At 47.8% G+C, this 20,105-nt stretch carries 27 protein-coding genes; 21 read left to right on the top strand and 6 right to left on the bottom strand.

Annotated features, from left to right (window positions below; translation table 11 throughout):
* The first annotated feature begins 13 nt into the window (after positions 1 to 13).
* Both BN8_RS06190 and BN8_RS06185 read left to right on the top strand, forming a co-directional pair.
* Positions 14 to 1,276, top strand: coding sequence for a hypothetical protein (locus tag BN8_RS06190; RefSeq protein WP_009280957.1), 1,263 nt, complete (start codon positions 14 to 16; stop codon positions 1,274 to 1,276).
* Positions 1,277 to 1,282: 6 nt separating this feature from the next.
* A complete protein-coding gene (locus BN8_RS06185; protein ID WP_009280956.1) occupies positions 1,283 to 1,723 on the top strand; it encodes a hypothetical protein in 441 nt (146 codons plus the stop codon).
* 29 nt (positions 1,724 to 1,752) lie between these two features.
* On the opposite strand, the gene BN8_RS06180 is transcribed toward BN8_RS06185, so the two are convergent.
* Entirely contained in the window at positions 1,753 to 2,787 is a 1,035-nt protein-coding gene (locus BN8_RS06180) for a DNA/RNA non-specific endonuclease (RefSeq protein WP_009280955.1), read from the bottom strand.
* A 106-nt stretch (positions 2,788 to 2,893) separates the two neighbouring features.
* Between BN8_RS06180 and BN8_RS06175 the strand changes: the two genes are divergently transcribed.
* The gene (locus BN8_RS06175) at positions 2,894 to 4,117 is read left to right on the top strand and encodes a BaiN/RdsA family NAD(P)/FAD-dependent oxidoreductase (protein WP_040005491.1); all 1,224 of its coding nucleotides are present in this window, start codon (positions 2,894 to 2,896) and stop codon (positions 4,115 to 4,117) included.
* A gap of 15 nt (positions 4,118 to 4,132) precedes the next feature.
* Here BN8_RS06175 and BN8_RS06170 read toward each other — a convergent pair whose 3' ends face one another.
* A complete protein-coding gene (locus tag BN8_RS06170) occupies positions 4,133 to 5,623 on the bottom strand; it encodes an alpha-amylase (protein ID WP_009280953.1) in 1,491 nt (496 codons plus the stop codon).
* A gap of 291 nt (positions 5,624 to 5,914) precedes the next feature.
* Entirely contained in the window at positions 5,915 to 6,268 is a 354-nt protein-coding gene (locus tag BN8_RS06165) for a hypothetical protein (RefSeq protein ID WP_040005490.1), read from the bottom strand.
* 598 nt (positions 6,269 to 6,866) lie between these two features.
* Between BN8_RS06165 and BN8_RS06155 the strand changes: the two genes are divergently transcribed.
* The 3 genes from BN8_RS06155 (at position 6,867) to BN8_RS06145 (ending at position 9,557) form a co-directional block, all read left to right on the top strand.
* Positions 6,867 to 8,072 carry a VapE domain-containing protein gene (locus BN8_RS06155; RefSeq protein ID WP_009280951.1) on the top strand — a complete coding sequence of 402 codons (1,206 nt, stop codon included), beginning with the start codon at positions 6,867 to 6,869 and terminating at the stop codon, positions 8,070 to 8,072.
* A gap of 304 nt (positions 8,073 to 8,376) precedes the next feature.
* On the top strand, positions 8,377 to 9,249 hold the full coding sequence (locus BN8_RS06150; protein ID WP_009280950.1) for a DUF8464 domain-containing protein: 873 nt from the start codon (positions 8,377 to 8,379) through the stop codon (positions 9,247 to 9,249).
* Complete coding sequence (locus BN8_RS06145; protein WP_040005489.1) at positions 9,237 to 9,557, top strand: hypothetical protein; 321 nt, start codon at positions 9,237 to 9,239, stop codon at positions 9,555 to 9,557. Before BN8_RS06150 ends, BN8_RS06145 begins: the two co-directional genes overlap by 13 nt.
* A 237-nt stretch (positions 9,558 to 9,794) precedes the next feature.
* On the opposite strand, the gene BN8_RS06140 is transcribed toward BN8_RS06145, so the two are convergent.
* On the bottom strand, positions 9,795 to 10,172 hold the full coding sequence (locus BN8_RS06140; protein ID WP_009280949.1) for a single-stranded DNA-binding protein: 378 nt from the start codon (positions 10,170 to 10,172) through the stop codon (positions 9,795 to 9,797).
* Between the two features lie 28 nt (positions 10,173 to 10,200).
* Positions 10,201 to 10,419, bottom strand: a complete 219-nt coding sequence (locus BN8_RS06135; protein ID WP_009280948.1) for a hypothetical protein — start codon at positions 10,417 to 10,419, stop codon at positions 10,201 to 10,203.
* A 111-nt stretch (positions 10,420 to 10,530) separates the two neighbouring features.
* On the opposite strand from BN8_RS06135, the gene BN8_RS06130 reads away from it, so the two are divergent.
* The 13 genes from BN8_RS06130 (at position 10,531) to BN8_RS06070 (ending at position 18,589) form a co-directional block, all read left to right on the top strand.
* The gene (locus BN8_RS06130) at positions 10,531 to 11,208 is read left to right on the top strand and encodes a hypothetical protein (protein WP_009280947.1); all 678 of its coding nucleotides are present in this window, start codon (positions 10,531 to 10,533) and stop codon (positions 11,206 to 11,208) included.
* A gap of 37 nt (positions 11,209 to 11,245) precedes the next feature.
* Positions 11,246 to 11,668, top strand: coding sequence for an LEA/WHy family protein (locus BN8_RS06125; RefSeq protein WP_229367778.1), 423 nt, complete (start codon positions 11,246 to 11,248; stop codon positions 11,666 to 11,668).
* A gap of 3 nt (positions 11,669 to 11,671) precedes the next feature.
* Positions 11,672 to 12,145 (top strand): hypothetical protein, encoded by a 474-nt coding sequence (locus BN8_RS06120; RefSeq protein WP_009280945.1) that lies wholly within the window; start codon positions 11,672 to 11,674, stop codon positions 12,143 to 12,145.
* A gap of 40 nt (positions 12,146 to 12,185) precedes the next feature.
* Positions 12,186 to 12,773, top strand: a complete 588-nt coding sequence (locus BN8_RS33165; RefSeq protein ID WP_009280944.1) for a hypothetical protein — start codon at positions 12,186 to 12,188, stop codon at positions 12,771 to 12,773.
* Between the two features lie 96 nt (positions 12,774 to 12,869).
* Positions 12,870 to 13,046 (top strand): hypothetical protein, encoded by a 177-nt coding sequence (locus BN8_RS33160; protein ID WP_009280943.1) that lies wholly within the window; start codon positions 12,870 to 12,872, stop codon positions 13,044 to 13,046.
* Between the two features lie 361 nt (positions 13,047 to 13,407).
* Positions 13,408 to 13,701 carry a hypothetical protein gene (locus BN8_RS32810; protein ID WP_144051598.1) on the top strand — a complete coding sequence of 98 codons (294 nt, stop codon included), beginning with the start codon at positions 13,408 to 13,410 and terminating at the stop codon, positions 13,699 to 13,701.
* Between the two features lie 39 nt (positions 13,702 to 13,740).
* A complete protein-coding gene (locus BN8_RS06105; RefSeq protein ID WP_009280941.1) occupies positions 13,741 to 14,085 on the top strand; it encodes a hypothetical protein in 345 nt (114 codons plus the stop codon).
* A gap of 4 nt (positions 14,086 to 14,089) precedes the next feature.
* Complete coding sequence (locus BN8_RS06100) at positions 14,090 to 14,416, top strand: hypothetical protein (RefSeq protein WP_009280940.1); 327 nt, start codon at positions 14,090 to 14,092, stop codon at positions 14,414 to 14,416.
* 35 nt (positions 14,417 to 14,451) lie between these two features.
* Entirely contained in the window at positions 14,452 to 15,120 is a 669-nt protein-coding gene (locus BN8_RS06095; protein ID WP_009280939.1) for a hypothetical protein, read from the top strand.
* A 1-nt stretch (position 15,121) separates the two neighbouring features.
* Entirely contained in the window at positions 15,122 to 15,700 is a 579-nt protein-coding gene (locus tag BN8_RS06090) for a transglycosylase SLT domain-containing protein (protein WP_009280938.1), read from the top strand.
* Between the two features lie 395 nt (positions 15,701 to 16,095).
* On the top strand, positions 16,096 to 16,683 hold the full coding sequence (locus BN8_RS06080) for a lysozyme family protein (protein ID WP_009280936.1): 588 nt from the start codon (positions 16,096 to 16,098) through the stop codon (positions 16,681 to 16,683).
* A gap of 9 nt (positions 16,684 to 16,692) precedes the next feature.
* A complete protein-coding gene (locus tag BN8_RS06075; protein WP_009280935.1) occupies positions 16,693 to 17,334 on the top strand; it encodes a hypothetical protein in 642 nt (213 codons plus the stop codon).
* A complete protein-coding gene (locus BN8_RS06070) occupies positions 17,324 to 18,589 on the top strand; it encodes a hypothetical protein (RefSeq protein ID WP_009280934.1) in 1,266 nt (421 codons plus the stop codon). The genes BN8_RS06075 and BN8_RS06070 overlap by 11 nt, the downstream gene beginning before the upstream one ends.
* 54 nt (positions 18,590 to 18,643) lie before the next feature.
* Here the strand turns inward: BN8_RS06070 and BN8_RS06065 are convergent, their stop codons facing one another.
* Positions 18,644 to 18,835 (bottom strand): hypothetical protein, encoded by a 192-nt coding sequence (locus BN8_RS06065; protein ID WP_009280933.1) that lies wholly within the window; start codon positions 18,833 to 18,835, stop codon positions 18,644 to 18,646.
* A gap of 19 nt (positions 18,836 to 18,854) precedes the next feature.
* On the opposite strand from BN8_RS06065, the gene BN8_RS06060 reads away from it, so the two are divergent.
* Both BN8_RS06060 and BN8_RS06055 read left to right on the top strand, forming a co-directional pair.
* A complete protein-coding gene (locus BN8_RS06060; protein WP_009280932.1) occupies positions 18,855 to 19,592 on the top strand; it encodes a hypothetical protein in 738 nt (245 codons plus the stop codon).
* 169 nt (positions 19,593 to 19,761) lie between these two features.
* Positions 19,762 to 20,103, top strand: a complete 342-nt coding sequence (locus BN8_RS06055; RefSeq protein ID WP_009280930.1) for a hypothetical protein — start codon at positions 19,762 to 19,764, stop codon at positions 20,101 to 20,103.
* Positions 20,104 to 20,105: the final 2 nt, after the last annotated feature.

Raw genomic sequence — 20,105 nt, 5'->3', positions numbered from 1 at the left:
AAACTGAAAACCAATGAAACGGCTACTGACACCGCTTATCCTCATTTTGACGCTAACCGCACAGGCCTGGGCGTCCAAGATTCTGATTCCCATGGACGATGCCCAGAAGAATCATCTTAAAGCGTATGGTATCGCTTATTGGGTGTTGAAAACCCACGATACCGAAATTGACTGGCTGCTGAACTACCGGGGCGGCTCGTTTATGATGCCTCAAACTCAGTCATTCGTGAATGAACTGGTGATCCGGGGCGTCAGCTACGAGGTTATCTCCGATGCGCAGGCGGCCCAGATTCTGAGCGAAATTGCTGCGGCCGACGCCAACATGGATGCGGTTAAGCTCCAGAAAGCGCCAAAAATCGCCGTGTACTCACCTAAGACCAAACAGCCCTGGGACGACGCCGTAACGATGGTAATGACCTACGCTGAGATTCCGTATGATGTTGTGTTTGACGAAGAGGTGATGAACGCCAAGCTCCCGGAGTACGACTGGCTGCACCTGCACCATGAGGACTTTACGGGCCAGTACGGCAAGTTTTTCCATTTCAAAGACCAGCCCTGGTACATTCAGCAGAAGCAGGAATCGGAAACCATTGCCCGCAAATTCGGCTTCTCGAAAGTACCGCACCTGAAGCGGGCCGTGTCGCAGAAAATCCGGGATTTTGTGCTGGGGGGCGGGTATCTGTTCGCCATGTGCAATGCTACCGATACGTTTGACATCGCCCTGGCGAGCCAGAACACCGACATCGTCGATGCGTTCTACGACGGCGACGGGTTCGATCCGAATGCCAACAGCAAACTGGATTTTAGCCAGACGTTTGCGTTCCGCAACTTCCAGGTGTTTACGAATCCGTACGTCATCGAGTTCTCGAACATCGACAACCAGCCGGAAGAGCGCGGCCTCAGCGAACACAATGATTACTTCTCGCTATTCCAGTTTTCGGCCAAGTATGACCCCATTCCGACTATGCTGACGCAGAATCACCTGAACGTCATCAAAGGATTTATGGGGCAAACGACCGCGTTTAAAAAGAACCTGATCAAGCCGGAGGTTGTGATTATGGCCGAAAATCGCTCGGCCGGCGAAGCCCGCTACATCCATAGCCCTTATGGCAAAGGGTTCTTTACGTTCTATGGCGGCCATGATCCCGAAGACTATCGGCACGAGATCGGTGAGGAACCGACCGACCTGAACCTGCACCCGAACTCGGCGGGGTATCGGTTGATACTGAACAACATTCTGTTCCCCGCAGCCAAAAAGAAGAAGCAGAAGACCTAATCGGTTATGCAGGCGTTTACTGAAACCCAGCGTTTCCGTCAGTGGTGGATCTGGGCGCTGTTACTATTTTCCCTGGTGGCGATGGTCATGGCCTTGCTGAAAGATCCTTCGGTTGGACTCTGGCTGCCGTTCATTCTGGTAGTTGGTGCAGTTGGGCTGATTGCGTCAATGCGGTTAGACACCCGAGTAGATGAGCAAGGCGTGCATTACCGTTTTTTTTCAGTGATACCCTGGCGCATGGTACCCTGGTCGGCCATAAAAACCGCCGACGTTCGGAGCTACGGTTTCATCGGCTACGGCATCCGCTGGATCTTCGACGGCTGGGCTTATAACATCGCCGGCAACAAAGGGTTAATGATCGACAAAGCCGATGGCCGGAAACTACTCATCGGTACCCAGCGCCCCGATGAGCTACAGCAGTTCATCCAGCAGCTTACAACTTCCTGATGCAGAGGACAACGCTCACGTTGTCACTCTCAATAGCTGAACCACTCTGCTACCGCTTCCGAACGCCCTTTACTTTCCAGCTCTCGCTCCAGATTATCAGGTAGTTTAGGGAAGAAATCGATTCCCGTTAGCTGTTCGATCTGGTCGACCGGCACGACAAACTGCTTGAGCGAGCTGTCAGAGCCTTTATTGTCCAGCAGAAAACCGATCATCCGAATCTCGGGATTGTTGCAGTACAGCAGCACTTTGTAATACTTCTTCGGAACGGCAACCTCATTCTGACGACCGATGGTGGGCAAGCCGGGTTTTAGTACCGGCCCCGTCACTACGTATAAGCCCCGATCCCGCACGGCCCATCTGCGCACCAGTTCTTCCAGTTCTTTCCAGATACCCCGGTTGAAGTCCGGTGCCTGTGGACTCATGTTGCTCATATAGAACGAATCGCTGGTGAGTCGTTGCGAAAACTTGAAATCACCGGCCGGAGCGAGGTGCCCCCGGTCATAGCCCGATCGAGTGTAATCGCTCGGTAAGGCCGAACCCGTTTTGACCATCGGATCTGGCTGGAACTGCTCACGATCCCGATCAGCAGTACCTTTTGTTTCATAGCCAAGCAACGGATACGCCACCCAGTCGGCCTGCTCATAGCGTTCCTGGTACCGCAGCGTGTATCCATCGTGCCTCACAACTTCGTCATTTGACTGGTAGGCTGGCAGGATAAAATCAACCTGTTTTTCAAAGTCAAACAGCTTATTCTGCGACGACGCCATCTCCGGAGTACCCTTCGAATCACTGGCGACACCTTCCTCCCCTTCCCGATCCGTCGATTCGTCCGTTGCTACGTCTGCCTGCGGCTCGGGGGCCTGATACGGATTGCGTTTTCGTGGCTCCCGTTCAGACGGTCCAATACCGAGAATGGTTCTGACATCATTCCAGAACGCGACTACCGGCTGCGTACGACCCCCGTAACGCAGAAACAACCCAACCAAAAAAAAGATGAACAGCAATACGAGCGTATTACCCCGTAGCCGGAAACCCCGGCGATATGAATTATACTTCATGGACATGACGGCAAAGGTACGGAACGGTTCCTTAGTTTATTTCTTACGCTGTGTGGCTGTTTATGCAGCACCAAACTACGAACTTCGAACGATGAACCACTGTTCTGACTGTATGTCGTCGTTGAATATTACCGTCATTGGCGGAGGGGCAGCCGGTTTTTTCGGGGCCATCACAGCCGCCGAAACGTTTCCTGAAGCTACTGTTACCATACTGGAGAAAAACCGTACCGTTCTGAATAAAGTCCGCATTTCGGGGGGTGGCCGCTGCAATGTGACTCATGCCTGCTTCGACAACCGGAATCTGGTAAAACACTACCCGCGGGGCGAACGCTGGCTACGTCCGTTGCTGAATCAGTTCGACGCAGCCGCTACGGTCCGCTGGTTTGAGACGAAGGGCGTTCCGCTGAAGACCGAAGCCGATGGCCGTATGTTCCCGACCACCAATTCGTCCGAAACCATCATTGACTGTCTGCTCCATACGGCCCGTCGGCTGGGCATCCAGGTGCGCACCAGTTGTGGCGTTACGTCTCTGCATCACAACGGCAGCCAGTGGGAACTACGCCTGACCGGCGACGAAACCCTGCTGACCGACCGGGTGCTGGTCGCCACAGGTGGTTACCCGCAACTGCCGTCCTACGGCTGGCTGCCCGAGCAATCGGAGCCGCTGCAATCGCCGGTTCCGTCCTTGTTTACGCTCAACGTACCCGATAGTCCGCTGCTCTCGCTGGCGGGCGTATCGGTGCCGCAGGCCCGGGTGCAGGTTGCCGGTACTAAACAGCAGCAACAGGGGCCACTACTCATTACCCATTGGGGATTCAGCGGCCCGGCCGTCTTGAAACTGTCGGCGTGGGCTGCCCGCGATCTGGCCGCTGTCGATTACCGTTTTACACTACGGGTTCACTGGATACCTACCCTCAACGAAACACAGGTCCGCGATGAGTTGCAGGCGTTTCGGCAGCAGAACGGCAAAAAGCAGGTGTCGTCGCAAAATCCCTTCGGCTTACCGAACCGGCTCTGGCAGGCCCTGGTAGCGGAAACCGGCATTGCGGAAACCCAGCGCTGGGCTGATCTACCGGCCAAACTGCAAAACCGCCTGACCGAGCAGCTTACCAACAGCACCTTCAACGTAGTGGGCAAAAGTACATTTAAGGATGAGTTCGTTACCTGCGGAGGCATTGCCCTTGGCAGCCTGAACCCCGACACGCTCGAAAGCCGACAGCACAAGGGTCTGTTCTTCGCCGGAGAGGTACTGGACGTCGACGGGATCACGGGCGGCTTCAACTTCCAGAACGCCTGGACCACCGGCTACGTTGCGGGAAAGAGCATTGGGCGGTAGGCGATACGTCAGCTTTTACACCTTGGGCACCCACACAGCGTAGTTACGGGCATTGACCTTGAACACGCCGTTGCCGTTAGCATCCGTCTTAATTGTACCGGATGTGTTACCAGTTTTATCGACCAGCGTAGCGTTTACGAACGGTGTCCGAACAGTTCGGGTAGCCCCTGTTCGCCCATCGTTGAGCATCAATAAAAGGCCCTTGTGCGTACTGTCGCCGGCGCGGGAGAACACATACACATCGGCATCATTTACGGTGGTGTACTCGTAGGCAGCACCGTAGGCGTTTTCGCGCCGAATCTGAATCAGTTTCTTGAGTTTACTCCCCAGCCCGTATTCGTAAAAATCGCGGTAATAAATGCAGGGATAACCGCGATGCCGAAGCAGTATGTACGTATAGGCCAGCATCTTGAAATTCACCACCGGCGAGTACAGCGCCCCGGTTTTATCGTCGGTGTCGTGGTTATCGACAAAGGATACTGCCTGATCACCGTTCGACTCAATGAAGCCTGCAAACTGTAGCCCGCGCATATCCCAGGCTCCGTTGCCATCACTCATTTGTTTAAATGTATAATGCAGGGGTACATCGAAAAGGCTCATCCGGTTACCGGTGCGGGCTGCATAGTCCTGCAGGTTAGCGATGTTATTAAGCCAGGCTTCCCCTACCGCAAAACGTGACGATCCTTTTACACGATCGAGCCATTCGTTTACAAACGGTGTGTATATATGCTTTACGGCATCGAGTCGGTAGCCATCCAAGTTTAATTTGGTAGTCAGCCAGTTGCCCCAGCTAACCAATTCCTCAACCTGCGGACGGTCGGTGTATTTGATTTCGCAGCCCAGCAACGGATCATAGGCGTCGCCATTGTAATACGGCTGGAAATCCCAGTCAGGGCCGTTGAGTTTGTACCACTGATTATCCTGCTGAACGCCGTTGAAGTTAGCCGACGTCCATTTGAATGAGCTGTAGGTATTGCCGCGTCCCGGAAAGCTGAACCCCGTCCAGAGTAGTTTACCGTTGATGTTCTCCTGGTAATCAGCAAACAACTGATGGTTCATGATGATATCGGCGTAGACCTTTACCCCCTTGCTCTTAAAAGCCGATATGGCAGCCTGAAGCTGACTGAGCGTACCATAGCGGGTAGCAACCGAGCCTTTCTGGTTAAATTCGCCGAGGTCGTAGCGGTCGTACACATCATAACCAACCGACGACGCCCCATTGCCACCTTTATGAACGGGCGGTAACCAGATGGCTGTAATACCCGACTGGGCCAGTTCAGTGGATTTTGCCTGCAGGTTCTGCCACCAGCTTCCAGCGGATGTTCGGGTCGGCACGTTCCAGTAAAAGCCCTGCATCATAACCCCGTCCGGGTTCGTGTTCGATACGCCCACCCGGGCGGCTGCCTGTGGCGCTGGCTGGCGGAACACATCAACCGGCTGACAGGCTGCCAGGCCTATTAAGCCGCTAATCAGGAGGTAGGAAACGGGCAAATGAAAGCGTATCATAAAAACAGGAAGGGTATCAGTTCAGGAAGGCACAATATAGAAAAAGGAATTGATTCTCAGTATCCCTCTTGCACCTCCCGCACGAACCAACTCCATCCACTGTTCAGGTTCCGGAATTGTTCAAAACAAAAAAGCTGTCATTATCGAATGACAGCTTTGACTTTGGGGTGGAGATAGTCGGAATCTGTTATCTGTTAAGCGGTGCGGCCTGAAACTCAGGCCAAACAACATAAAAGGCTATTTATCTAGTCCTGTTAGAGTTGTTAAATGGAAACTTTGTTAAAAATTCTGTTATCTCATTTGCACCGCTTTTGGAAAAAAACTTACCATATATTCCATTAGTGCGAGTCTCTTACGCTGTTCTTCTATAAGCTGTTTCTGTATCTCAATAACCTCTGCCTGAGATACTACACTGTCATTTAAGTTTACTGTTCTCCGTTCGGCTTTACTTTCTGTAGTAAAAAACTCCTCTAAGTCTATTCCAAGTACAGGCACATACTTTACTAATATCCGTCTAGTCAATTTTTCTTTCTTAAAGTCTGTCTCAACCGTTACCCGATGAACATCTAGTTTATCTGCAAGCCTCTGTATATCATAGCCTTTAGCATTTGCAATCTCTCTTAGTTTCTTGCCTTGGTGAATCATAATCAAAAGTTTTAATTAGATTTTAAGTTTGATTTAACCATCAATGTGTCTTAACATTGCAAAACGTTACATCGTAAAAATCAAACGATATAACGTCAAATCCAAACAATAATTATTCATTGGTTAACCTTTCACCCACTGTTTGAATGTCAAAAAAGACTAAAAACCAAATCGGAACGGCTTACGAATCAGCCACTAAACCCAAACAACTCAATTTTAAGGCTACTCTACTGGAAGCAGGGATTATTAACAATGTAAACTACTGGCGTCGGTGGGTTGATACATGGCAGTATTACTCAATAGTTGAAGATGTTCCGTATGTGATTGTTCAGGCAGCAATTGTAAATCTGGATTACAATCCAAAGCGACACGAGACAACGGCCGTAATGCTCTCAACCCTTCAAATGCAACCTTCACTATGAAAACCTTTACGTATAACTGCCAGGCTAAAAACCGGGGGCAACTCTGTTACGCCGGAACGATAAAAGCGGCAACACTACAGGAAGCATTTAACCGGCTTCTTTTATGCTTGTCAATTACCGGCAATAGATATACGTCGCTCTGTGTAGAACAATCCAACCTATAACCCTTCGATTTCATGCCAACCATAAAGTTTAACGAGCTAAAAGAATGGTTAGACAATCGCTACATTTTCAAGTTTAACAACGTCGGTTTAGATTATGAATACGCTCCAAAAGGCTCCGACAATTGGAAAACACTAAACGAGTTCAATCTACAAGTTGAATTGTTCACAGAAGGTTTTACAGGATTTGACAAACAATTAACCGCACTTATGAAATCAGATTACGTAACACAATTTGACCCGATTAAACAATACTTTGATTCGCTACCAGAATGGAATAAAGAAACTGATTATATCGAAGAATTAAGTTCTTACGTTTGGACCTCTGACGATGCTTTCTTTAAAACGCAATTTAAAAAAGCACTTGTAAGAATGGCGGCACAAGGGTTAGGAATGTTAGACTTTAATAAACACTGCTTAACCTTCTTTGGTAAGCAGAACGACGGTAAAAGCTCTTTTCTTCGTAACCTTTGCCCCCCGGCTTTATCTGCCTACTTAAAAGATAACCCAGACTTTGAAGGTAAGGACAGCAAACGAGCATTAGCCGAAAACTTTATACTGAACATCGACGAATTACAAGGAATGTCAAAGACTGACATTAACCGGGTAAAAGCGATGTTCTCAGAAAGCAAAATAAAGGTCCGTCTACCCTATGATCGTAAAGACTCGATTATGGATAGACGGGCCTCTTTTGTTGCGTCTACAAACGAACGTGAGTTCTTGGTTGATAGTACTGGCAACGTTCGTTGGTTGGTTTTTCAAATCTACGGCATCAAACACGATAACGGCGGGCCGGATGGCTATATGTCCGTTGACATTAATAAAGTGTGGGCGCAAGCCTTTTATTTGTTAAAAACAGGCTTTCCGTACAAACTGACAAAAGAAGAAGTAGAGTATTCAGAAAAGAATAACGAGCAATACGCCAAAGACTCTGTAGAATACGAATTGCTGATTTCTCACTTCGAGAAAGGTTACAAGGATGAAGACACGTTCTACCAGCCTACCGACATTATGCGTTTACTGCAAAACCTGTATGGCAACCAGGTACGCATAAGTAAAGAAGCCATTGGCAAGGCACTGCAAAAGATGAAGATCGAAAAGGCACAACACCGTAAGCAGGGTATGACTTTTCCGGTATATGGCTATTGGCTGAAACCCCTTATTCCTTCTATGGTTCCGCTACCTGCCGGGGTTGCCGATCAAAAAAATACACCTTTCTAGTTTACTACTTACTACACTTACTACATGGCGTTTCCAAGCAGTATAAGCCGGTTTTTTCTGTAGTAACCTTACTATTCTACTTACTACAAGATATAGTACTTACTACAATGTAGTAGGGTAAATAGTAAGTAAGGTAGTAAATGTAGTAAGTACGATAGTGGTGTAAAATGCTGATAGTAAGCAATGTAGTAAGGTAGTAAGTTGTAGTACCATAGTTTTCAAGTTTTTTCTTCACTCTCTTTTCTTTTAGCGGCCGTAGAAATTGTATTTGGCCGCTAAAAGAAAAAGCACAAATCACAAAGACATGATCGAAAATGAAGTAATTGAACAGATTAAAACATCTGTTCCTATCACTGATTATCTGTTTACGAAAGGGATTACGCCGGTAAATAGCACAGGCAGACAGTACTTATATCATTCGCCAATTACAAACGAACGTTCTCCTTCGTTCTTTGTCGAACCAACGGCCAACGTGTTCAATGACTTTTCCAGTGGCGAAAAGGGCGATATAATCCGGCTGGTTCGATTGCTCGATAAAGTAGACTTCCCTACGGCTATCCGGACGCTACAGCGATTAGAACGCTTTGAATCGGTTCCGTTCTCTCTCAGTGGGTCCAAAAGCTACGTATTGAAACCAGATGCCCAACGGCTCGAAGTGGTTGCTGTGAAACCACTACAGCATAGGGCATTGGTGCAGTACGTTGAAAAACGCCGGATTCCGTTCGACTACGCTTACACCTATGTTCGGGAAATACACTACCAGAACGCACAGAACCGGGCGTTTTTTGGTATAGGGTTCCAGACTGACAAAGGCAGTTGGGCGGTTCGCTCAGAAGGGTTTAAGACGTGGATAGGAGCCGGGGACATTACTACTATCTCAGTACCAGGTGCAACGGATTACAATGTCTTTGAGGGCTTTTTCGACTTCCTATCTGCCTTAGTCTATTTCGGGGTTTATAAGATGCGTAACAACGCTATCATACTAAATTCTACTTCCCATCTTAACCGGGCTTTAGAAACCCTCAAAGCCGCTAATAAGGTCTATACCTTCCTTGATAACGACGATACAGGCCGGGCGGCTGTGAAGCGCCTACGCTCTGAGGGTTGCGCCGTGGTTGATCGTGCCGGGCTGTATGGTTCTCACAATGATTTTAACGCTTTCCTATGCTCCCTATAGATACCTGCTATAAGGCTTTTTTTAGGCTTTCTGAAGGCTTTTGCAAGGCTTTCGGTAAAAATGGGGTAGGCTTTTGTGAGGGTATTTATTCAATTGTAAACATGAAACGATACAAGTACAAAGTAACAGACAACTACGGCCGTTCAACCAAATGGGGATTTGTTGACGCCATAAACGCGAATGATGCAGGATTTAGGGTATTATTCATTCTTGCAGCCGAAGGCTTTGCATCTGCAAAGTATAGTGTAGAAATACAGGTTATTTCTCAGGATACAAGATTTCACAGCAACATTGAAACTTACGCTTAATATGAGAACTGAATTTTACTCAGGAGATAAATTCAAAAATGAGAATGGTAAAGTATTATCAATTATTGGCGTGAGTGATTGGTTTATCACCTATCACTTTGAAAACAACAATAGGACGTTTAAATTAAATAGAGTAATAGCATCACTTAATGTTCGCTCCGAACGATGGAAGCCAATAGCATAAAACAAAAAACCCCGGCCAATCTGACCGGTTTTTTTTGTTGAGGTAAAGTTTAATCAAAACGGTAAGTCTTTTTCTTCGGCTGTAACTAACGCCGGGGCTGGTTGTTGCGTTGTTGGTTGATCTTGTGGTTTGCTCAGTAATTGTATTTTGCTGGCGTTTAAACGGCAAGTAGCGTAAACCTTTCCGTCTTTCGTGTACTGGTCAATACGTGGTTTACCTTGTGCAAAAACTAACGTTCCTTTCGTCAAATATTGAGCTACAGCTAATTGCTCTGTAGTGCAGTCATACCAGTTTGTACGCTCAACTTTTTGGCCGTTCTGGTCTTTATAATCGTCGTCAACAGCAACACTGAAAGAAACGAATTTACGGCCGTTTGATTCGCGGGTTACGGCGTCCTGACCTAAGCGACCGATAATCTGTAATTGTTGCATTCTATATAGGTGGTTAAAATAGTTGCAGTTAGTTAAGCACTTTTATTCTGATTGGTTGCCCAATGTGTTCAATAATCTGTTGAACTACTTTAGGTGGAAATACCTGCTTTCCCTTTCTCCATCGAATCGGCGTTTTTATATCCTGTATCCAGTCTTCAAACGTCTTCATATCGACATTACCGTACATCTCTAAAAGCTGCTTTTTATTAAATGCCCCTTGTGTAATTACGTCTGCTAACTGGCTCATACAGGGATATATAAGGGTTTATTCTACTATTGTGACACTAAGATACACAAACTAAAATCCTAATTCAAATCCATACTAATATTGTATCGCTGAAACAAAAAAACGGCGAACATGGCAGACACTAACCAGACATATACGGGAACAATCGACGTATTCGACCCCGATGTAGTTGTCTTCACAACTTGCAAGCTGGAAGTGTTTGGTTTCTGTGTTGCTGGTAAGGAAGATCATTACCTACCTGAAAATGTAAGAGAACAGATACGTAAGACGAATGAAGACGCTGTAACGACTACAAACGCCGTGAAAGTGCCGTTTCAAGGCACTACAAAACAGGCTCGAATTGACTGGATAAACGAACGCTTAAAAGCGATTGACAGCCGGGTAGCTTTTATTAAGGCACGAACGGACCAACTGCTTAAGGCGCTCAAATCGTCGGGTTCATCAAACTACGATACGATTTCTAAAGCTGTAACGTCGGTACTGTCGCTTATTCCGTATGTCGGTCCGCTTGCTACCTACTTTTCCGGTAAGGAAGCAGCCGCGCAACAAATCGAGCAATACAAGCTACAAACCTTACTACAGGACTACGTAAAAGACGCCGGACAATTAGCTGAAATCCGTAAGAGTCTGGTAGACGAACTACAGGTTACACCGACGCCAAACACGACCACAACGGACTCAACGAGCAACGCACCAACGGCCGTACAGACGTGGTACTATCTGGCTGGCATGGGTTTACTCTTTCTACTACTTGTCTGGTATCGCAGACGCAACCAAAAACGCCGGTAAAATGAAGCAGGGTTTTATAATTCTGGCAATCGTGCTAATGCTTGTTCTCTACATTCTGAACAAGGTTAATACGGCCAAACAATTAGAATTTAACGTCGGGCTACCCAAAAACATAAGCCTGAAAGGTGGACAAATTTCGTTTGATCTGCCGCTTAATACGCAGAACGTTTCTAGCGGTTCGGTAAACGTTAAATCGGCTGATTTCGACGTGCTATCTGCCGGTAAGTTTTTGGGTAAGGCGCTGGTTCTGCAACCCACGACGATAACACCCAAAGGCCAAACGACCCTACCCGTTCGGGTTACGATCTCCTACTTTGATCTACTCAGCGCAGCCGGTTCAATTGTGAACCTGTTCAAGTCGGGTAAGATTGGGTTGACGCTGGACGGCTTAGTTTATGCCGAAGGGTTCCAAGTGCCTGTAAAACAGTCGTTCGAGTTTGATTATAAACAAATCCTGTAAACTATGAATGACGACGTACCCTACAGCATAGGCGACCAATGGAGCGTCTATTACAATCCTGACAACGACTACCAGGCGTTCAGGGACTTCTACGAAAACGTTGGCTGGTCTTATACAACTCCGTCAGACCCAAAACTAACGGCCGATGTGACGACCGCTAAAACAGAAGCCCAAACAAGCGGTAATACGAAGCTGGCTAACACGCTGGATTTTATTCTGAAATACGGCGATAAGGCACTAACAGTACTGACTAAAAACGGCATCATTCGAAATCAGAATTTAGTGCAGGGTGGCTACACCTTCATTGATACCGATACGGGGCAAAAGGTAGGCGCAACCAACCAAGCGCCGGATACTTCGAGCCGGGTATTTAACCTTGATTTCACAGACCCGAAAGTATTGATTCTGACGTTCGGGGCCGTTCTGACCTTCTTTTACTTCCTGTTTTTCAGGCAACCCCAAAGTACTAAACGCTAACCCTTAATCAATTCTCTTTTTTAACCAAACCCTTAATTCAATGGCAATCAGACAAGTAGGTTATTTGGCGGGAGTATCGCCCATTTTCGTAGACGATACGACCGTACCAGGCAAGTACATTGTAATGACTGGTGAAAACGGAACACTCGTCGTTAAAGTCCCGGCGTATGCTGACAATATGCGGACTAACACAACCAACGGCGACCCGGCGCAATTCGTATTCCCTTACACCTCTGACCAATGTACGTTGGGGCCGTATTCATCTAACCAGGCTATTGGTGGGGTTCCGGCTCACAAAAAGCCTACGGTTACAAATGATGTGTACATGAACGTACAGGCAGGTTGGGCCGATGTAGCGGCAACGTCTGGCGCTGGCAGTGGTTCCGGCTCTGGCAGTGGTTCAGGTTCAGGCTCTGGTAGCGGTTCCGGTTCAGGCAGTGGTTCAGGTAGCGGTACGGGTACGCCAACCACGACCGACAACAACTACAGCGCACCCACTGTAATGGAGCAAGTGAAAACGTTCCTGACAAATTACTGGTGGCTGGTCCTGTTGATCGTGCTGGCGCTGTTCTACAAACCGATTATGTCCGCGCTGGGCATCGGTGGTAAGAAACGCCGGTTCCGGTAGAACTCGATAACCCCAACCCGACGACGATAGAACCGGGCAACCTGAACAGGCAGTAAGACCCGGTTTACTTTCTCAAATCCTTAACCATCTCGAAAAATGGCAAAGCCGAAAAAGTACAAGAAATCTCCTAAGTCTACTGCTTCTGAGGAAGTTTGGGCGCGTCACTTTGCTGATTGCAAAGACGTTGACAAATACAATGCAGAGCTTATCAAGCAGAAAGCGCGTAAGAAAAAGCTGATTTCTGACGTGCGAAAACTTAAGTCGAAGAAATAAACAGCCCCCCGGCCGTAGTAATCTCTCCCCTGCCTGTAGGATGCGTTGCAGGGTTGCGGCCGGGCTGTTTCTCATCCTTTAACCCACTACCCCGAACATGGCTAATCTGAGTAATGCAATTGAACACCTACGGCTAAATCATACGCCGTATTGGTGGCTGTTTTCAGGCACTACGAAAGTCGGACAGTACACCAAGTCGGACAACTTAGACGACAGTATAGCACACTTGCAAAACTCTGTCGGTCTGTTACCAGACGGTAACTACCGGCTCAAGTCGTCAGACAAAGAGAACAACCATTCGGGAGCCGTTCAAATCTCATTCAACACGTCGGCAAATGCCCCGGCTCAACCTGCTACAGCTATGCAAACGGCACTTTCTACCAACGCTTACGGGGTTCCTGACCACGTACTAAAAACCATTCAGGAAGAAACCCGCAGAACGTTGCTATTCGAGCAAATGAGCCAACAGTTTGGCCCAATGGCTGAAATGGTGAAAGACCTTGTAAAGCGGGTTGAAAAGATTGAAAAGTACTTAGCTGACGACGACAAAGACGGAATACCGAACTTCTTAGACACGACTAAAAAAGTGTCTGATACCGTCCAGGCAGCAAGTGAAATGAAAAAGGTTTTTTCGGGCGGTAAGCTGTTCGGATAACCCCTTTCCCCTTGCAACCCCAAACCTCTACCCTAACACATGAAAACCAACCAAGCTATTACCCTGCACTCGAACACGAACGAAGTGCAGGAAATTACCAAAGACTACGTAGAAGGGCTGTTTATCCGAATGTTTAACGCCCTTGAAGATGCAACCGGGGACACGGTTACGGCCGTAACGGTGATTGAGAAAATTACGGAAGGCATCGAAGCAGACCCCGAATTTTCTAAGCAGGTTCTTACGCCGGAAAACATCGGCAAATGTCTGGAACTGAAAAAGAAGTCAGACGCCGGTACGATCAAGCTAACGGACATTGAAGACGCTTTTCCGGCACTGGTCGAAAAGGTTCCGTTCTGGTCCATCGTGAAAACCTTTGTGAAATAAGCCGATGAAGAAACGGACGCTTTTAGGCTCTGCTTTTGCGCTGGCAATGGCTAGTATGTTGGGCGGAACGGCATCGGTTCCGGTACGGGCTGAAAACGCCCAAATCGCACAGACCAACGGTTCAGGCAGTGGCTCAACGACTGAACAACCCACAACGGCCAACGACGAACGGCCGGTACTGGCATCTGTTGACAAATACGGCAACGGCTCCAGTAAACCGACGTGGTTCCCACAACGCCAATACGCCAAATGGTGCAGCCAGGCCGGTAGTGGCAAGACCAACACAATCAAGCGTAGCAGACGCCTACGGCGCAAGCATAGACGCTCATAAAACGACTATTCCTAAACCTTTAATTCGCTCTGACCGTGGAAGATAGATTACAGAAAGCAAACGACGGTGCTTATAATAACCTGCTTATTGTGGCTTTAACCTTATTGGCCGTATATCTGGTTGTTAGTGGTTTCTCGAAGTCTAAAAAACAAACCTATCTCGACACGGCCGGAACCGATACGAATACCCAACAGGCGCAAGCCCTACGGGATGCAATGAACCGTTCGGGCGTTGGTATGCTGATGTCAGTAGACGGTACGGACGTTGATTTGATCTTTCAGACAGCCCAGCAGATTAAAGACTATTCAGCCGTTGCCGACTCTTACCGAGTGCTTTACGGCTCCGAACTAACGCTTGATCTGCAAAGCGAATTGAGTAGGACCGATCTACAGAAGTTCTACGACATTATCTACAAACGGGGTTCTAATCCAACCGTACCGACTACGCCAACCGGGGGAACTTCGAGCAACTACACAAAACAGGTAAAGGCAAAGCAAACCGTAAATCTTCGCGTCTTCGATAAGCCGCAAAACATCCTACGGCAAGCAAAAGCCGGTGAAGTAATCGGCACGTATGACGGTGAAGCAGATTTGACCGTAACGGGCAAAAAGGAACGGTTCGTAATTGTCAAAACTCCGCACTGGTTCGACTTCCTGTATGATGTGAAGGTGTACGTTCACAAAGGCTCTGTAACGATCTCTTAATATGGCACTTGCTTACGAAAACTTAGTACCGGCCGCTTACCGTTCGGCTTTCATTCAAAAGGTTGTTGCAGTCTCCAACCGGCTACAGATTGACCCGAATTGGTTAATGATCGTCATGCGGTTTGAATCGGCTGGAACGTTTTCGGCATCGGTCAAAAACCCGAACGCAGAAGCCTACGGACTGATTCAGTTTACGCAGAACGGTATTAGCGGTTTGGGCGTAACGTTGGCCCAACTCCGAACGATGGACGCCGTTACCCAACTTGATTGGGTAGAAAAGTATTTGGCTCGCTACAAAGGCAAAATGACGGATTTGTACCAGGTGTACATGGCTGTATTTGCCCCGGCTTACATCGGGCGTCCTGACGCTCAGAAAGTGTACGTTTCACCTTCAAAAGCCTATACAGCCAACAAGCCGCTCGATACTAACAATGACGGTGTAATTACCGTAGGCGAAATCAAAGAAGTCATTAAGCGGTACGTTCCGGCCGGGTTTGAAAATGTCGCACCGATGGAACCGGCTGTTCCAATTCTGGCAGCCGTAGCCGGTGTAATTCTTTTAACCAAAATACTCTCTTAAAATGCCCCGTTCTACCCGACTGATTACAGAATCTCAAACGCTGGAATTACCCTATGTTAGTGAAATCGCTAACGTTAGCGGCATCGGCAACGTATATGCAATTCCGTCAGAAGAATTAGACGACGTGGATAAAATTACGGACCAGGCTTTACGCAACGCCGTAATGAACACGATGTACCGGCTTCTACCCGGCCAACGGCGAACGCTAGCAAAGGGTAAGTATCAAATCATTTGTTTGAGCAACACAACCGCTTTTCTAAGCTGTAGCGGGTTATTGGCTCCGAGTATCAAACCGGCCAATTAGGGCCAACAGTAGGCGGCTCAAATACCACATAGGTAGCCGCAACGGGCCGGGCAAACGTCCCGGCCTTTTTTCTAACCTTCCTTTGATCTTGATGAAACGTTTTTTACTCACGCTGCTGCTGGCAGTGAATAGCATCTGCCAGGCTGGTACGCACTGGAAACCACAGACGTTAGTCTACTCCGATAAAGTTCCGGCTCAATACCGGGCCGCTTTTGTCGAAGAAGTCAGAACCGTATCGGCAAGGCTGGCCGTAAAACCGGACTGGTTAATGATCGTCATGCGATTCGAGACCGGGGGAACGTTTCGATCCAACACAAAAAACCGCTATTCCGGGGCCGTTGGTCTTATCCAGTTTATACCCCGAACGGCGCAAAGTTTAGGCACTACAACGGCGGAACTCAGCCAACTAAATCCGGTTGAACAACTGGCTTACGTTGAACGCTATTTCATGCCCTACCGGGGCCGTATGAAAGACGTGTACGACGTGTACATAGTGGTATTTGCTCCGGCCTTTTTGGGGCGTCCTGACGACCAGGTACTATACCGGGCCAACGGCCGTACCGAACTCGATAGACGCCGTTACCGGCTAAACAAGGTACTCGATACAAACCGCGATGGCTTAATAACTATCCGCGACGTAAAGGCGCAAATTGGCCGGTTCGTTCCGGCTAACTCCTAACCCTTCTCTATGAAAACCTTTGATGAACTACAGGCCGACGAACAAAGCCTAAAGGCTCAATTACTCAAAATTGAAGCGGATAAAGTAGAAGCGGCCGAACGGCAACGGGCGGAACAAATCGACGCTATTGCACAGTACGAAGACCAGGCTACTGCCTACCGTAATCAAGCGGCTAAGGCGGCATCTGAAGACGATAAAAAAAGACTTTACCAGTACGCTGAAGATGCAGACGAGCAAGCCCTACAGCTACGGAAAGAATTAGGGCTACTGCCTGACGGACTGCCAACAGAAGCCGAACGAGTACAGGCAAAAAAGCTCAAAACCCTACGCTCGATTAACGGCCTACTGTTAAAGGCTATGTTCGCGTTCGTAGCCTACTTGTTTGCAGACTTTACCAGTGGTAAATTAGAAATGGGGTTTATCTCCTTCGCGCTCAAATCAACCGCGCAAATTTTCTATTGCATTACGGCCGCTTTAGGTTCTGTCTGGTTAGTCTGTATCTCCTTGTACGCTTTCGTTTCGGGCTACTGTGTCAACGATTTAAAGACCGATTTTCAAAGCCTTAGCCCTACTGCCAGGCTCTCAGTATTGGCGGCACTACTGGCCGCAATCCTTCATTTTTTAACGGCGGTTGTTCCTCATGCAAACTAACCTTACCCTACTCGAACCTTTCGCTAATTGCGTCTATCAACGCAATAACCAGAACATTGCCAGTGTTCCCGTTGCCGGTACGGTTCCGGCCGGTACGTTGAACGTAAAGGCCGTATTTACCCCTATCAAGTTTGCCCAATCGGACGTTCAAACGCTCGAAGCCGCTTTACCAATAACCCGAACAATTCCGGTTGATAAGGCCGGGAATTTTGGCGGTTCGGTCGATCTGCCAGGCGGCTTTTATTCGCTTACGGTATCGGCTGGCAACCTGACCCAAACCGTGAAAGTTGGAGCTGGTGAAGTGTTTGTATTGTTCGGGCATAGCTTCATACAAGGCGGTCACGATGTAGCCAACCAACTACCGGCGACCGATGGGCGGGTACTAACGTTGCTCGATGATCTGTCAACGAAGAACTACCAGTTTGGACCGCTTACGGGTAAGGTTGGGCCGTATCACGGTACGCCGGATAGTTGGGGCCAATTAGGGGACAAGTTGGTAAAGCGGTTGGGCGTACCAGTGCTGTTTTATGGTTGCGCCTACGGTGGTTCCAATATTCTGCAAAACTGGCAGCTACTAACCGGCCAAACCCGAACGCAGCTACCCCCCGGCCAAACAAATCCGGCAACCCGGCAACCCTTCGAGCCGTTGGAAGTAGTTATGGCTTCTTACGTGCCAAAAACGGGCGTTAGAGCGATTTTAGTAGAACATGGCTACAACGATAGGGGAACGGACAAAGAAACGTTTAAAGAGCGTTTTCGCTACGTTTTCGATTATGTACGCAATACGTACAATAAGCCGGATTTAGCCTTAGTCGTTGTTCAGGAACAAGTAAGCCAGGTTCCCGGCACACTGGCAGACCCCACAACGGCGCAAGGGTTAGCCGAACTAATCCAGACCTATAAGCAGACCTACAAAGGGCCGGATTTTAACGCTACTGAGTGGAACGGCTTATTTGCTCAACATGACCATTTGTTTGGTCCTGCCTTAGCTCAGTTTGCAAGCGACTGGAACACGGCGCTATCTAATACTTTCCTGACCAGTACAACCCCTTACGGCACACAGTCAACGCCGGACGTTTTCCCGGCCGTTCTGTACAACGCTCCGATAACGAGCGTAAAGCCGGTTGATTGGCTACTACTGCTAGTTGCGGCCGTTGTGCTGGTTGGCGTCTACATCTGGAAGAAAAAGTATTTAATGACTGCCTTTCTGATACTGGCATTACTGGCGTTAGGGCGGTCAAGCGGAAAACTTTAGAACGTTGTTTAATTGGATTTTAGAACCGCATTAAGCCGGGCAAATTGACCCGGCTCAATCTTTAAACTGGCCGTTTAGCACTAATTCGCTTAACTCAGCTTCTAATTTCTTACATCGTTCGACTAATTCTTTCAAAAGCTGTTGTTCCTCTTTCCTTTGTTGATAGAGTTGAAAACATATGTTAATCAACCCGTTTGATTGCTTTACAAGCTCTGTCAGTTGCTTTTTATCTTCCATGTCCTTCATTTGTTCGGAGAACTAATTTATGATTGCTCAGTTAGTTAAATCCAATTTTCTTAAAGAAATAGTTAGGGAAGGGACTAAAACGCTGGTTTTGTCGAACCCGGTTAAAGTAGTTATCAAAGCGGCCGTATTGCGCGACCTGCAAAAAGCCTACCCTTTGCACGAAGAAACGGGCGGGGTTCTTTACGCCGTTCCTACGGCCGGGGGCTTGATCGTAAACCGATGGAAGCAACTACCCAACCAGTTAACCGGGGACGCTCGAAAGACGGCCTATAAGCCGCTTAATTCCGGCGTCGAAATGGCAAACGCACTAGCGGCCGGGGCGTTGCCTATCCGGTTCCATTCACACCCAGTAAGCATTTACGAAAACCCCTATGATAGACAACCGTTGCAGTGGTTTCAAAAGACCAGTGTAGCCGATAGGCACAACAGCTATTTACCGCTTTCGATTGAAGGCTATACGGTGGTTTTGCCCGATGGATTACTAACGGCCAATGACAGAAGCGGTACGGATGTCCGGTTTTATCTATACGGTGGTTTCGTTGCGCCAGATAGTCTAAAGGCTCTGTTAACGTCGGAAAAGGTGTATATCTACTTTGCTGTTCTGGTTGTATTCCTGACGTATTTATTTGGCGGGTTTCGTCGGTCTGTAACGATCTTACTTATTGCGGCTGTACTCAGTGTAATTGTATTCGTAGCCGAAAAGCGGCCAACGGGCATAAAGAACGCTGACGGTGATTTAGTAATCTCAATCCCTTAACTCACAATCTAACCCTTTTATGAAGACAGTATTACTCTATTGTGTGCTGGCCTACGTCATTTACAGGCAGTTTTATCAAGCTCAGCAACTTAAAGACATAGAAGCCAAGCTACCCAAAAACGCACCCTTAGATTTTAATTCTATTTACACTCAATAACCAGCAAACCGGATGGAGTACTTTAAACAATTGGAAGACAAGATTAAGCAGTTTATTGAATCGGTTAAGGCCGACGTTAAGTCTATAAAAAACGCTCTTACGCAGAAAGCCGATAAGACCTATGTAGACAACCAGCTACAGAGAAAAGCAGACAAAGTAAACATCATAAAGTTTGTGACTGTCATTGTACCAGATGAATCGGAGTTTGATACTTTGTTAGAACAACAGGTTCAGCAATCGACAGAAAACAACGACTGTAGGATAGTACAGTTTAGTTTCAGTACGGTACAAAACAATTCAAATTATTGGCTGGTAAACGGTATTGAAGCAGGAGCTATTCTGACGTTTGTATAATC

Source organism: Fibrisoma limi BUZ 3 (assembly GCF_000296815.2).
Lineage (GTDB): Bacteria > Bacteroidota > Bacteroidia > Cytophagales > Spirosomataceae > Fibrisoma > Fibrisoma limi.
This window is presented reverse-complemented; position numbering and strand designations above follow the sequence as displayed.

Bases quoted from the DNA above. Each gene is read 5' to 3' on its own strand.
- BN8_RS06155 (WP_009280951.1), top strand. From the start codon at position 6,867: ATGCCAACCATAAAGTTTAACGAGCTAAAAGAATGGTTAGACAATCGC.
- BN8_RS06125 (WP_229367778.1), top strand. From the start codon at position 11,246: ATGCTTGTTCTCTACATTCTGAACAAGGTTAATACGGCCAAACAATTA.
- BN8_RS06170 (WP_009280953.1), bottom strand. From the start codon at position 5,623: ATGATACGCTTTCATTTGCCCGTTTCCTACCTCCTGATTAGCGGCTTA.
- BN8_RS06165 (WP_040005490.1), bottom strand. From the start codon at position 6,268: ATGATTCACCAAGGCAAGAAACTAAGAGAGATTGCAAATGCTAAAGGC.
- BN8_RS06190 (WP_009280957.1), top strand. From the start codon at position 14: ATGAAACGGCTACTGACACCGCTTATCCTCATTTTGACGCTAACCGCA.
- BN8_RS06105 (WP_009280941.1), top strand. From the start codon at position 13,741: ATGAAAACCAACCAAGCTATTACCCTGCACTCGAACACGAACGAAGTG.
- BN8_RS06055 (WP_009280930.1), top strand. From the start codon at position 19,762: ATGGAGTACTTTAAACAATTGGAAGACAAGATTAAGCAGTTTATTGAA.
- BN8_RS06120 (WP_009280945.1), top strand. From the start codon at position 11,672: ATGAATGACGACGTACCCTACAGCATAGGCGACCAATGGAGCGTCTAT.
- BN8_RS33165 (WP_009280944.1), top strand. From the start codon at position 12,186: ATGGCAATCAGACAAGTAGGTTATTTGGCGGGAGTATCGCCCATTTTC.
- BN8_RS06175 (WP_040005491.1), top strand. From the start codon at position 2,894: ATGTCGTCGTTGAATATTACCGTCATTGGCGGAGGGGCAGCCGGTTTT.
- BN8_RS32810 (WP_144051598.1), top strand. From the start codon at position 13,408: ATGCAAACGGCACTTTCTACCAACGCTTACGGGGTTCCTGACCACGTA.
- BN8_RS06140 (WP_009280949.1), bottom strand. From the start codon at position 10,172: ATGCAACAATTACAGATTATCGGTCGCTTAGGTCAGGACGCCGTAACC.
- BN8_RS06100 (WP_009280940.1), top strand. From the start codon at position 14,090: ATGAAGAAACGGACGCTTTTAGGCTCTGCTTTTGCGCTGGCAATGGCT.
- BN8_RS06070 (WP_009280934.1), top strand. From the start codon at position 17,324: ATGCAAACTAACCTTACCCTACTCGAACCTTTCGCTAATTGCGTCTAT.
- BN8_RS06080 (WP_009280936.1), top strand. From the start codon at position 16,096: ATGAAACGTTTTTTACTCACGCTGCTGCTGGCAGTGAATAGCATCTGC.
- BN8_RS06135 (WP_009280948.1), bottom strand. From the start codon at position 10,419: ATGAGCCAGTTAGCAGACGTAATTACACAAGGGGCATTTAATAAAAAG.
- BN8_RS06060 (WP_009280932.1), top strand. From the start codon at position 18,855: ATGATTGCTCAGTTAGTTAAATCCAATTTTCTTAAAGAAATAGTTAGG.
- BN8_RS06090 (WP_009280938.1), top strand. From the start codon at position 15,122: ATGGCACTTGCTTACGAAAACTTAGTACCGGCCGCTTACCGTTCGGCT.
- BN8_RS06145 (WP_040005489.1), top strand. From the start codon at position 9,237: ATGCTCCCTATAGATACCTGCTATAAGGCTTTTTTTAGGCTTTCTGAA.
- BN8_RS06185 (WP_009280956.1), top strand. From the start codon at position 1,283: ATGCAGGCGTTTACTGAAACCCAGCGTTTCCGTCAGTGGTGGATCTGG.
- BN8_RS06075 (WP_009280935.1), top strand. From the start codon at position 16,693: ATGAAAACCTTTGATGAACTACAGGCCGACGAACAAAGCCTAAAGGCT.
- BN8_RS06065 (WP_009280933.1), bottom strand. From the start codon at position 18,835: ATGAAGGACATGGAAGATAAAAAGCAACTGACAGAGCTTGTAAAGCAA.
- BN8_RS06150 (WP_009280950.1), top strand. From the start codon at position 8,377: ATGATCGAAAATGAAGTAATTGAACAGATTAAAACATCTGTTCCTATC.
- BN8_RS06180 (WP_009280955.1), bottom strand. From the start codon at position 2,787: ATGTCCATGAAGTATAATTCATATCGCCGGGGTTTCCGGCTACGGGGT.
- BN8_RS33160 (WP_009280943.1), top strand. From the start codon at position 12,870: ATGGCAAAGCCGAAAAAGTACAAGAAATCTCCTAAGTCTACTGCTTCT.
- BN8_RS06130 (WP_009280947.1), top strand. From the start codon at position 10,531: ATGGCAGACACTAACCAGACATATACGGGAACAATCGACGTATTCGAC.